10 protein-coding genes are annotated in these 12,311 nt (G+C 74.2%); 9 read left to right on the top strand and 1 reads right to left on the bottom strand.

Features of this window, described 5'->3' with window-relative positions; translation table 11 throughout:
- Positions 1 to 27 precede the first annotated feature (27 nt).
- The gene (locus OERS_RS12975) at positions 28 to 1,662 is read right to left on the bottom strand and encodes an ATP-dependent DNA ligase (protein WP_068626082.1); all 1,635 of its coding nucleotides are present in this window, start codon (positions 1,660 to 1,662) and stop codon (positions 28 to 30) included.
- Between the two features lie 130 nt (positions 1,663 to 1,792).
- On the opposite strand from OERS_RS12975, the gene OERS_RS12970 reads away from it, so the two are divergent.
- From OERS_RS12970 to OERS_RS12930, 9 genes are all read left to right on the top strand, one after another.
- Positions 1,793 to 2,611: a 3-hydroxyacyl-CoA dehydrogenase gene (locus OERS_RS12970; protein WP_068626081.1), complete on the top strand. Its 819-nt coding sequence runs from the start codon at positions 1,793 to 1,795 to the stop codon at positions 2,609 to 2,611.
- 691 nt (positions 2,612 to 3,302) lie between these two features.
- Complete coding sequence (locus OERS_RS12965) at positions 3,303 to 4,562, top strand: LLM class flavin-dependent oxidoreductase (RefSeq protein ID WP_083201439.1); 1,260 nt, start codon at positions 3,303 to 3,305, stop codon at positions 4,560 to 4,562.
- 12 nt (positions 4,563 to 4,574) lie between these two features.
- A complete protein-coding gene (locus OERS_RS12960; RefSeq protein WP_068626080.1) occupies positions 4,575 to 6,056 on the top strand; it encodes an NtaA/DmoA family FMN-dependent monooxygenase in 1,482 nt (493 codons plus the stop codon).
- Between the two features lie 46 nt (positions 6,057 to 6,102).
- Positions 6,103 to 7,047 carry a DUF1684 domain-containing protein gene (locus OERS_RS12955; RefSeq protein WP_083201438.1) on the top strand — a complete coding sequence of 315 codons (945 nt, stop codon included), beginning with the start codon at positions 6,103 to 6,105 and terminating at the stop codon, positions 7,045 to 7,047.
- A complete protein-coding gene (locus tag OERS_RS12950; RefSeq protein ID WP_068626079.1) occupies positions 7,044 to 7,742 on the top strand; it encodes a GNAT family N-acetyltransferase in 699 nt (232 codons plus the stop codon). Before OERS_RS12955 ends, OERS_RS12950 begins: the two co-directional genes overlap by 4 nt.
- 95 nt (positions 7,743 to 7,837) lie before the next feature.
- Complete coding sequence (locus OERS_RS12945) at positions 7,838 to 8,968, top strand: amino acid ABC transporter permease (protein ID WP_068626078.1); 1,131 nt, start codon at positions 7,838 to 7,840, stop codon at positions 8,966 to 8,968.
- Positions 8,965 to 9,837 (top strand): amino acid ABC transporter ATP-binding protein, encoded by an 873-nt coding sequence (locus tag OERS_RS12940; RefSeq protein WP_083201437.1) that lies wholly within the window; start codon positions 8,965 to 8,967, stop codon positions 9,835 to 9,837. Before OERS_RS12945 ends, OERS_RS12940 begins: the two co-directional genes overlap by 4 nt.
- A gap of 76 nt (positions 9,838 to 9,913) precedes the next feature.
- On the top strand, positions 9,914 to 10,969 hold the full coding sequence (locus OERS_RS12935) for an ABC transporter substrate-binding protein (protein ID WP_083201436.1): 1,056 nt from the start codon (positions 9,914 to 9,916) through the stop codon (positions 10,967 to 10,969).
- A gap of 82 nt (positions 10,970 to 11,051) precedes the next feature.
- A partial coding sequence (locus OERS_RS12930; RefSeq protein WP_068626077.1) for an FAD-dependent oxidoreductase occupies positions 11,052 to 12,311 on the top strand: 1,260 nt, incomplete at its 3' end.

Genomic DNA, 12,311 nt, shown 5'->3' with positions numbered 1-12,311 from the left:
ATCTGTCGCGGGCCACGGTCGAGGAGGTCACGCGAGCGACCTGACCCCCTTGATCGTGTCCGCCTCGGCCGCGGTCTTGTCGTCGCGGTAGCGCAGCACGCGCGCGAACCGCAGCGCGAGCCCGCCCGGGTAGCGCGTGGAGCGCTGGAGCCCGTCGAACGCGATCTCGACGACCTGCTCGGGGCGCAGCGTCACGACCCAGCCGTCGTCGGCGACCTCGAGCTCGCGGAAGCGCTCGGTCTGCCACGCGAGCATCTCGTCGGTCATGCCCTTGAACGTCTTGCCGAGCATCACGAACCCACCGGTCTGGGGGTCGCGCGCGCCCAGGTGGATGTTGGACAGCAGGCCCGTCCGGCGCCCCGACCCGCGTTCGACCGCGAGCACCACGAGGTCGAGCGTGTGCCGAGGCTTGACCTTGATCCACCCGGCGCCGCGCCGTCCGGCCGCGTAGGGAGCGTCGAGCGACTTCACGACGACGCCCTCGTCGCCCTCGCGCACCGTCTCGAGGAAGTACTGGGTCGCCGCGCCGGGGGAGGAGGTCGTCAGACGCCGGACCCTGAAGGAGTCTGCGACGCGGTCCAGCACGACGAGCCGCTCACGCAGCGGGGCGTCGATCAGGTCGCGACCGTCCGCGTGGAGCACGTCGAAGAAGTACGGGCGCAGCGCGAGCGCCCCGGCCAGCGTGGCAGCCTCGGCCTCGCCGTCCGGAGCACCGGGGGCGTCGCGCGTGGCCGAGCGGGCGGCCGTCTCCTGGAAGGGCCTGGCCACCCCGTCCGGCCCGACGACGAGGGCCTCGCCGTCCAGCACGAACCGCTCCGAGGCCAGGGAGCGGGCGTCCGCGACGATCTCGGGGACGCGTGAGGTGATGTCGTCGAGCGAGCGCGTGAACACCCGCACCTGGTCGCCGTCGCGGTGGACCTGGATGCGGATGCCGTCGAGCTTGACGTCGACCGACACCTGGTGCGCGCGGTCGTCGGACTCGGCCGAGACACCGAGCTTGTCGAACGCCGCCGCGACGTCGGGGGCCGACTGCGCGAGCATCGGTCGCACGGGGCGCCCCACCTCGAGGCCGAACCCTGCCAGCGCGGTGAGCGCCGCCGTCGGGCCGTCCGCCTCGAGCGCCGCCCGCGCGACCGGGCCCGACGCCCCGCGCAGCATGGCCGCGCGGCGCACCGCGTCGAGCGGGATGCCTGCGGCCTCGGCGACCGCGTCGACGACCAGCGCGTCGAGCGCTCCTTGCCGCAGGTCGCCCGCGACCAGCCCGCGCAGGAACGACTGCTCACGCTCGGTGGCCGCGGCGAACAACGCCGAGGCCGCCGCGAAGCGGGCCGTGTCGGAACCCGGCCCCGCGAGTCCGGCCATGTGCTCGAAGACCGCGTCGACGGCCTGGACGGTCAGCGTCGGCGCCGCGGCGGGTGGAGGGAGCGCACGCAACGAGGCCCAGCCGAGCCCCGTGCGACGCTGGCGCAGCTCGCCCGCGAGGTAGGACACGACGATCTCGACGTCGTCCCCCGCGCTGCCCTCGGGAGCGCCCGGCCCCTCGGCCACCGCTGCGTCCCGGGCGGCACGGCGCAGCAGGTCGGCGATCGCGGCGCGCTTGGCGAGGCGCGAGCGGGTCGCGGCGACGGCGTCGGACGTGGCGGCGACCTCGGCGAGCAGCATGTCTCATCCTCCCGCCGCTCCCGCGGCCCCGCGCGGGGTGCTGCGACAAACCCACGGTGGGAGTCTGCGCCGGGCGCCGACGCGACCACCTGGCTACGCTGGCGGACGACCGTCGACGAAGGAGTGGGACGTGGAGATCGCGGGCAAGGTCGCGCTGGTGACAGGAGGGGCCTCGGGCCTGGGCCGGGCGACCGTCGAGGAGCTGGTCGGCGCCGGGGCGCGGGTCGTGGTCGCGGACCTGCCGGGCTCGCCCGGTCAGGCGCTCGCGGACTCCCTGGGCGATGCGGTGCGGTTCGTCCCGACCGACGTCACGAGCGAGGACGACGTGTCCCGGGCCCTCGACGCGGCTGCGGACCTGGGCGGGCTGCACGTCGCGGTGAGCTGCGCGGGGATCGTGCTCGCGCGGCGCGTGCTCGGCAGGAACGGGGTGCACGACCTGGCGTCGTTCGCGAAGGTCGTGAGCGTGAACCTCGTCGGGACGTTCAACGTCGCGCGGCTCGCGGCCGAGCGCATGGTCGCGCTGGACGGGGCGGTGGGCGCGGACGGCGCAGACGGTGCGGCGGCCGGTGCCCCGGGGGACATCGGGGTCCCCGAGGAGCGTGGTGTGATCGTGAACACCGCGTCGGTCGCGGCGTTCGACGGTCAGGTGGGCCAGGCGGCGTACGCGGCCTCGAAGGGCGGGGTCGCGGCCATGACGCTGCCGCTCGCGCGCGACCTCGCGGACCTGCGCATCCGTGTCATGACGATCGCGCCGGGCATCTTCAGCACGCCCATGATGGCGTCGTTGCCCGCGGAGGCCCAGGAGTCTCTCGCGGCCCAGGTGCCGCACCCGCGGCGGCTCGGGCGCCCGGAGGAGTTCGCGCGCCTGGTCCGCACGATCGTCGAGAACCCCATGCTCAACGGCGAGGTGATCCGCCTCGACGGCGGCATCCGGATGGCGCCACGCTGACCCGCCAGGCTGCCGGTCCGCGAGGTAGAACCGTCTGCGCGAGGTAGCGCCTGCCGCGTCCTACCTCGCGCAGACGGTTCTACCTCGGCACCGGGAACCTCCCGGTCGAGCGCACGCCCGACGACGGCCCTCACCTCCGATGTCCGTTTCGGCAGGGTTCGGGGCACAATCTCTACTGATTCGGTCCAGAATGCGGACTGTTCGCCGAAGTCGTTGACACTCCCCGGACCCGGGCATACATTCCGGGCCATCGGCAGACGCCACCGTCCGCCGCACCGAAGCGCCTCAGCACCCGAAGCACCGCCGACCCGAGGAGGACCCGTGGACATCCGCGACACGCTCGTCCTCACGCCTGTCGCGTCGGCACGGGGAGCCGTGGCTCCCGCCCGTCGAATGTGTTGTTCCCCCGGGCGTCCCGTCGTCCCGGGCCGCGTCTGTTGTTGAGCCTGCGCTCCTCCTGACGCCTCCCGAGCCGAGCCGGCTCGCCCCTGAACCGCCCCGCCCGTGACGCGGTCGCCGCGGCCTGCCGGAACACCGGCCTGCCCCGGTCACCCGTCGCCCGGCCCGGCGGTCCACCCCGCTGCACCCCCACCTGCACCCCGCAGTGCTCGCGACCCGCCGCGGCCTTCCGCCGATCCCTGCGACAGCGGCCGAGCGACCCCGCACCCGACCTCCCGGAGTGGAACGACCCATGCCTGACTCGAACCTGACCCCGCTGTTCACCCCCGCCTCCTCGTCCGCCGAGCAGCAGGACGACCGATCGACCGACCCGTCGCTCGACGCGCTCGACGACCTGCTCGACGGGCCGCCCCGCCGCTCGGCCCACCTGGGTGTCGACCTGTCCGACGCCGGAGCACGAGCGGGTGCGTGGCGCGCGGTCGGGTCCGAGTCGCCCCGCCTGTTCGACGGCCAGCGCCTCCAGGAGCTCGTCGCCACGGCCCAGCGCGGCGTGCTCGACTTCGCGCTGTTCGACGACACGTTCTCGCTCCAGCCGACGCGCAACACGACGCTGCGCGGACGCCTCGACGCGGCCCTCGTGGCCTCGCGCCTCGCACCGCGCTCGGCGGGGATCGGGCTCGTCGCGACGGTCGACACCACGCACACCGAGCCGTTCCACGTCTCCAAGGCGATCGCGACCGTCGACCACGTGAGCGCGGGCCGCGCCGCCTGGCAGGTGGGCTGGTCGACGACCGAGTCCGGCGCCGCGCTGTTCGGGCGCAAGGGCGCCCAGGACACCACCGACGCGGTCGCCGAGGCCGAGGAGGCCATCGAGGTCGTCAGCCGGCTGTGGGACAGCTGGGAGGACGACGCCGAGATCCGTGACGTCGCCTCGGGCCGCTTCGTCGACCGCGACAAGCTCCACTACGTCGACTACGACGGCGTCCGGTTCGCCGTGAAGGGCCCGTCGATCACGCCCCGCTCGCCCCAGGCGCAGCCCCCGGTCGTCGTGCGCGGGGACTCCGCGGAGGCGCTGGCTCTCGCAGGTCGCCGCGCCGACGTCGTGCGGGTGCGGGCCACGACGCTCGACGGCGCCCGGGCGCTGCGCGACCAGGTGCGTGCCGCGGCCGCCGAGGCAGGCCGCAACCCCGACGACCTGCGCGTGCTCGTCGACGTCTACGCCGTGATCGGCCAGGACCGGGCCAGCGCCCAGGCACGCCTCGACCTGCTCGAGGGGCTCGAGGGGATCACGTGGGACACCGGGTCGCTCACGCACGTGGGCACGGCCCGCGACCTCGCCGAGGTCGTCGAGGAGTGGGTCGAGGCCGGGGCGGCCGACGGGTTCACGATCCGCCCCTCGTCGCTCCGCACCGACCTCGACGCCCTGGTCGACGACGTCGTCCCGCTCCTCCAGGAGGCCGGCGTCTTCCGCTCGACCTACCCGGGCTCGACCCTGCGGGACACCCTGGGGCTCGCCCGCCCCGCCAACCGCTACGCCGCCGCGATCGCCTGAGGACCCGCCACCATGACGCACCCCACCCCTGCCTCGACGGCCCGCTCGCGCGACGGCCGTCCCCGCAAGCAGATCCACCTGGGCGCCCACTTCCCGGGCGTCAACAACACGACCGTGTGGAGCGACCCCGCCTCCCGCAGCCAGATCGAGTTCAGCTCGTTCGAGCACCTCGCCCGCCGGGCGGAGGAGGCCAAGCTCGACTTCTTCTTCCTCGCCGAGGGCCTGCGCCTGCGCGAGCACAAGGGCCAGATCCACGACCTCGACGTCGTGGGCCGCCCCGACACGCTCCCCGTGCTCGCGGCCCTCGCCGCGGTCACCGACCGCCTGGGCCTCGCAGGCACGGTCAACACGACCTTCAACGAGCCCTACGAGCTGGCGCGCCAGTTCGCGAGCCTCGACATCCTGTCGGGAGGCCGCGCGGCCTGGAACCTCGTCACGAGCCCCGACGCGTTCACGGGCGCCAACTTCCGTCGCGGCGGGTTCCTTCCCTACGAGGAGCGGTACGAGCGCGCGGGCGAGCTCGTGGCCCTGGCCCGGCAGCTCTGGGACTCGTGGGACGACGACGCGGTGATCGATCTCGTCGACGGCCAGGACGACGGCACGGTCGACGTCCTCGCCCCCGGGGGCCTCGTGCGGCCCGGGGGAGTGCGACCGTTCGCGCACCGCGGCAAGCACTTCGACGTGTCGGGCCAGTTCGAGACCCCGCGTGGGCCCCAGGGGCACCCGGTCCTGTTCCAGGCGGGCGACTCGGTCGACGGCCGCGACTTCGCGGCGGCGACCGCCGACGTCGTCTTCTCGGCGCACTCGGCGTTCGAGGACGGCCAGGCGTTCTACGCCGACGTGAAGTCGCGCCTCGCGGCGCACGGCCGCGACCGCGACTCGCTCAAGATCCTCCCGGCGACGGTCGTCGTCCTGGGGGACACGGCCGACGAGGCCGCCGAGCGCGCGCGAGAGATCCGCCTCCAGCAGGTGCCGGGCAGGACCGCGATCGCGTTCCTCGAGCAGGTCTGGGGGCGCGACCTCACGGCCTACGACCCCGAGGGTCCGCTGCCCGACGTCGAGCCCGACCTGGAGCACCTCAGCATCACGCGGGGCCGGGTCCGGCACGTCAAGGATCCAGGTCCCGTGGTCCGCGCCTGGCGCGAGAAGGCCGCGGCCAACGGCTGGTCCATCCGCGACCTCGTGATCGACGTGACGAGCCGGGGCGGGTTCGTCGGCACGGCCCAGCAGGTCGCGGACGACATCGACCGGCACGTCCAGGAGGACGCGTCGGACGGCTTCATCCTCGTGCCGCACCTGACCCCGGCGGGGCTCGACGACGTGTTCGACCAGGTCGTGCCGCTGCTCCAGGAGCGCGGCTCGTTCCGCACCGAGTACACGGGCACCACGCTGCGCGACCACCTCGGCCTCTCGCGCCCCGAGGTCGGAGCCGTCCCTGCCCCCGTGGGCGACACGGTCGCGGCCGGGGCGAGCAGCTCGGCCCGCCTGAGCTGACCTCCGCAGCATCCGACCGTCCGACCACCAGTCCTGAAGGAGCATCATGACGACGAGCACCACCACCCCGACCGACGTCGCCACGCGCGGCCGCCACGCCGCGGCGTCCGCCCCGACGGGCACGTCGACCGGCAACCCGGACGGCGCGGCCGCGTGGGCCGCCTGGCACGCCGAGCGGGAGCGGTCGCTGCGCGAGCCGCACGGCTGGCTCACGCTCACCGCGCTGCACTGGGTCCCGGAGTCCCCGACGACGTTCGCGGGCCTGCCCGGTCAGTGGTGGTCGGACGCCGAGGGCGTGCACCTGCGTGCGGCCGCGGCCGACGCGATCGTCCCGGCCGGCAGCCAGGACGCGCTGCGCGGCACCCACGTCCAGGACGTCGCGGAGGGCGCGTCGCGCATCGTCGCGACCTTCGCGCCCGACGGCGCGGACCCGGCCTCCGCGGTCGCGGTCGAGCTCGTGCGGCGCACCGGGCGCTACGGGCTGCGCGTGCGTGACCCGAGGGCCCGCGCCCGGGTCGCGTTCGAGGGCGTGCCGACGTTCTCCTACGACCCGGCCTGGGTCCTCGACGCGCCCGTCCGCTGGTACGACGAGCCGGTCGCCGAGGTCGTGGGCGGCGCGCAGCCGGGGCTCGAGCACCACGTCCAGGTCGTGGGCGAGGTCGACGTGGTCCGCGACGGCGTCACGACGACGCTCCGGCTCACGGGCAAGCCTGGCGGCGGTGCCACGCTGCTGTTCACCGACCCGGCCCCCGGCGTCGCGGACTGGCGGATCCTGTTCGTCGACCGTGACGCGGTGGGCGGAGGAGCCGACGAGGACGAGGCAGGAGAAGGCGTCCGCAGCGACGGGCAGCCCGGCCCGACGCTGCGCCTCGACCTGAACCGCACGCTCAACCTGCCCTACGCCTTCAGCGACTTCGGCACGTGCCCGCAGCCCGTCGCGGGCAACGTCCTGCCGTTCTCGGTCGAGGCGGGGGAGAAGGTCCCCCGATGAGCGCGCCCACCACGACGAGGGAGACCACGACCGGGACGGGGGCGGCAGCGCACCAGGCCGCAGGGTCGGTCGCCGCGCCCGTCGAGGTCCGGTCGGTGACCCTGCACGACCCGCTCGTGCGCCCGCTCCTCGACGAGCTCGCCCACGAGTACGCCACGCGCTACCGCAACCTCCTCGACGAGGACGACCTGCGCGCCGAGATGGAGCACTACCCGGCTGCCGACTTCGCAGCGCCCGACGGCGATCTCGTCCTGCTCCTCGCGGACGGCGAGCCGGTCGCGGGAGGGGCGTTCCGCCGTCGGGCAGAGCCTGAGCTCGGAGAGCCCGCGCGCCGGACCCGGCCCGGGGACGGGCGGTCCGCCCTGCGTGACGACCCCCGCCCGGACGCTCACGAGACGCACAGCGAGGACGGCACGCCCCTCGTCGCGACGGCCGAGCTCAAGCGCATCTGGACCCACTCGGCCCACCGGCGCCGCGGGCTCGCGCGCCAGGTCCTCGTCGAGCTCGAGGACCGCGCTGCCGAGCGCGGCTACGCGCGGATCTACCTGACGACCGGCCCTCGCCAGCCGGAGGCCGCCGGGCTCTATCTGAGCGCGGGCTACACCCCGCTGTTCGACGTGAGCCGGGACCCCGAGGACGTCGGGCCCCTGGCGTTCGAGAAGTGGCTCTGTCCGCACGTGTCAGCACCGGCGTGACCTCGACGTCCCGCTCGCTCTGACACGGCACGACCTGGCCCCGGCTCCCGCCGCGGCGCCCTCGCCCGACCCCTTCTCACCCGCCCGAGGTCCCCATGAGCACCCTGTCCCTGCCACAGGACGAGTCCCGCCAGCTCGTCCCGCCCCCCGGGGCGCTGCCCGACCTGCCGGGCGCGACGACGCTCGCGCCCGCCCCTGCCGCCGACGCGCCCTCCACACGCTGGGAGGACCTCAAGGTCGTCCCTGCCCGCCACCCGGGCCGCTGGATCGCGACCGCGGGCGTCGCGGTCCTGCTCGCGATGGTCGTGAGCTCGCTCGTGACGAACCCCCGGTGGGAGTGGTCGATCGTCGCGCAGTACCTGACGTGGCCCTCGGTCCTCGCGGGCCTGTGGGGCACCATCCGCCTGACCGCGGTCGCCGCAGTCCTCGGGTTCGGCCTCGGGACGATCCTCGCGCTCATGCGCCTGTCGCGCTCGCCCCTGCTCCAGGCCGTCTCGTCGGCCTACACGTGGGTGTTCCGCTCGGTGCCCCTGATCCTGCAGCTCCTGCTCTGGTACAACCTGGCCTACCTCTACCCGACGCTCTCGCTCGGCATCCCGTTCGGGCCCGGCTTCCTCGAGTTCGGGACGCTCGACGTGATCGACAAGTTCGGCGCCGCGATCCTGGGCCTGGGCCTCTCGCAGGCCGCGTACTCCTCGGAGATCGTGCGCGCCGGGATCCTCTCGGTCGACCAGGGGCAGCACGAGGCCGCGGCCTCGCTCGGCATCCCGCGCTCGCGCCAGACGCTGCGTATCGTGCTGCCGCAGGCCATGCGGACCATCGTGCCGACGTCGGTCAACGAGATCATCGGCCTCGTCAAGGGCACGTCGGTCGTGTACGTCCTCGCCTACGGCGAGCTGTTCTACACGATCGGCGTGATCTACGGCCGCAACCAGCGCGTCGTCCCGCTGCTCATGGTCGCGGCGATCTGGTACCTGGTCATCACGACCGTGCTGACGATCGCGCAGTACTACGTCGAGCGGCACTACGCCAAGGGCGCGGTGCGCACGCTGCCCCCGACGCCGGTCCAGCGGGTCCGCTGGACGCTCCAGGTCGCGTGGTCCCGCCTCACGGGCCGCCCCGCGCCCGCCCACCTGCCCCCCGCCTACGCGGCCCGCGCCACGGTCGGCCGCGGCCACCTGCTGCGCACGGGGACGAGCGACCGCACCACCGGAGGTGCCGCATGACCGCCACGACCACTGCTGCTGCGACGGCCCCGGTGACCCGGACGACCGTTGCCGGCGGCGCCGCGACGACCGGAGCCTCGACGACCACGTCCCCGGCCGGCTCCCCGGCCACGGGCCTCGTCGAGGTCCGGGGCGTCCACAAGTCCTACGGCACGCTCGAGGTGCTCGCGGGCATCGACCTCGAGGTCCGACCGGGCGAGGTCACCGTGATCCTGGGTCCGTCGGGCTCGGGCAAGTCCACGCTCCTGCGCGTCATCAACCACCTCGAGAAGGTCGACCGCGGGTTCATCGCGGTCGACGGCGACCTCATCGGCTACGCCCGCAAGGGCGACACCCTGCGGGAGCTCAAGGAGAAGGAGATCCTGGTCCAGCGGACCCAGATCGGCTTCGTGTTCCAGAGCTTCAACCTCTTCCCGCACCTCACGGCCCTCGAGAACGTCGTCGAGGCCCCCGTCTCGGCCCAGGGCAGGGACCGGACCGAGGTCGAGGCCGAGGCGCGCGAGCTCCTGGCCCGCGTGGGCCTCGCCGACAAGGCCGACGCCCGGCCCCGCCAGCTGTCAGGCGGTCAGCAGCAGCGCGTCGCGATCGCCCGCGCGCTCGCCATGCGCCCGCGCGTCCTGCTCTTCGACGAGCCGACCTCGGCGCTCGACCCCGAGCTCGTCGGGGAGGTGCTCGACGTCATCAAGGACCTCGCGCACGGCGGCACGACCATGCTCGTCGTGACGCACGAGATCGGCTTCGCGCGGGAGGTCGCCGACACGGTCGTCTTCATGGACGCCGGTCGCATCGTCGAGCAGGGACCACCCGCACAGGTCCTCGACGCACCCCGCCACGACCGGACCAAGGCCTTCCTCGACAAGGTCCTGTGACGCCCGGAGCCCGGCACACCCGCTGCCCGGGCCGCGTCACCCCACCGCACGTCCACCCACCACGAAAGAGAACACGATGACCCTGCACACCTCCGGCGTGGCCGCCGGCACCGCCCGATCCACGGCTGCGTCCCGCGCGGCCCGTCGTCCCTCCCGCCGCGCCGGCCGCGTCCTGGGGATCGCCGCGACCCTGCCCATCCTCGCGCTGCTCGCGGCATGCGCCACGAACGCGGACGCCGACCCGGTGGGCGACGTCAACGCCGAGAACGCCGCGGCCGCCGGGCTCGTCGTCGACACCTCGCCCGAGCAGGACCGCATCCGCACGACCGAGTCGGCCGAGGCCGTCGCGCTCCTCCCGGCCGCGTTCGCGGACAAGGACACGATCAAGGTCGCGGTCAGCGCGTACGTGCCGCCGCTCGCGTTCCTGGCCGACGACGAGAAGACCCCGATCGGCAACGAGACCGACATCGCCCAGCTCATCGGCGACGCGCTCGGCAAGAAGGTCGAGTGGGAGGTCAAGGCCTGGGCCGACTGGCCGCTCGCCGTCCAGTCGGGCGACGTCGACGTCGTGATCTCCAACGTGACGGTGACCGAGGAGCGCAAGGAGCTCTTCGACTTCTCGTCCTACCGCAACGACCAGCTCGGCTGGCTGACCAAGGCCGACAGCGACCTCACGTCCATCACCGAGGCCAAGGACGTCGCGGGTCTCACGGTCGCGGTCGGGTCGGGGACCAACCAGGAGAAGATCCTGCTCGCGTGGGACGAGGAGAACAAGGCCGCAGGGCTCGAGCCCGCCACGATCGAGTACTTCGAGAACGACGGCGACACGATCCTCGCGCTCCAGTCGGGCCGCATCGACGTGACGTTCGGGCCCAACGCGACCGCGTCGTACAAGGCCAAGGTCTCGCCCGAGGACTTCAAGGTGATCGGCACGCTCAACGGCGGCTGGCCCGCGACCGCGCAGATCGCGGTCGGCACGCTCAAGGGCAACGAGCTCGCCCCCGCGGTCACGGCCGCGCTCAACCACGCGATCGAGGACGGCAGCTATGCCGAGGTGCTCGAGCGCTGGGGCCTGGAGGACGAGGCCATCGAGACCTCCGAGACCAACCCCGCAGGGCTGCCCAAGTCCTGACCAGCACGGCCGACCGGCCCGCGGAATCCTCCTGGGACCCGCGGGCCGGCGGCACCCCACCTACCGACCGAGAGGCAGCCAGATGACCGAGCACGTGTCCCACGTCGTCGTCGGCGGCGGCGTCATGGGCTCCGCTGCAGCGTGGCAGCTCGCACGCGCGGGGCACGACGTCGTCCTGCTCGAACGCTTCGAGCCCGGCCACACGCAGGGCGCCTCGCACGGGGCGTCGCGCATCTACCGGACCACGTACGCCCAGCCCGCCTACCTCGACCTCGCGCAGGAGGCGTTCGGCCTGTGGCGCGACCTCGAGCGCGACGCGGGCCTGGCCACCGGCGACGTCCTGACCCTGACGGGCGGCGTGAGCCACGGCTTCCCGCGCCCCGGCCAGATCGGCGACGCGTTCGTCGCGCGCGGCGTCGCGCACGAGTGGTTGCGTCCCGAGGAGGCCGGCGAGCGCTGGCCCGGCCTGCGGTTCGAGGGCGACGTGCTGCACGAGACCGCGACGGCCGGGCGCGTCCACGCGGACCGCGCGGTCGCGGCCTTCCAGTCCGCGGCGCGCTCGCACGGCGCCGACGTCCGCCACGGGGTGCACGTGCGTCACGTCCACCCGGGTGCGGGCTCGGTCCGGGTCGTCACCGACCGGTACGACCTGGTCGCGGACACGGTCGTGGTCGCGGTGGGCGCGTGGAGCGCGGGCCTGCTGGGTGCGGCCTTCACGGTGCCCGACGGCGGCGCGCCCGTCCCGCCCCTCGTCGTCACCCAGGAGCAGCCCGCGCACTTCGCGCTCGCTCCGGGAGCACCGGCGGAGGACACGTGGCCCAGCTTCACGCACGCCCCCGCCGCGCCGCACCCGTGGCCGAGCGGGGTCTACGGGCTCGCGACGCCCGGCGAGGGGATCAAGGTCGGCTTCCACGGGGTCGGGCCGCGCACCGACCCCGACCGGCGGACCTTCCGGCCCGAGCCCGGGCAGCTCGCCCAGCTCCAGGACTACGTGCGGACGTGGGTCCCGGGGGCCGACGCCGACCGGCTCGTCCCCGTCTCCTGCACGTACACCACGACCCCGGACCACGACTTCGTGCTCGACCGCGTGGGGCGCGTCGTGGTCGCCGCGGGATTCTCGGGCCACGGCTTCAAGTTCGCGCCGTCGATCGGCCGGGTCCTGGCGGAGCTGGCTCGCGAGGAGCCGGCCGCCCAGCCGGTCGCCGCGGACCGGTTGTTCTCGCTGGCCCGGTTCGCGGGGGTGCCGGCGAGCGCCGCGAGCCGGTCCTTGCGGGCCGGGTCGGTCACCGCCACGACGCTCCAGAACTGCATGTTGGACGAGGTCGGCGCGGACTGCGCGGCG

It is taken from the genome of Oerskovia enterophila, assembly GCF_001692445.1.
GTDB lineage: Bacteria > Actinomycetota > Actinomycetes > Actinomycetales > Cellulomonadaceae > Oerskovia > Oerskovia enterophila.
This window is presented reverse-complemented; position numbering and strand designations above follow the sequence as displayed.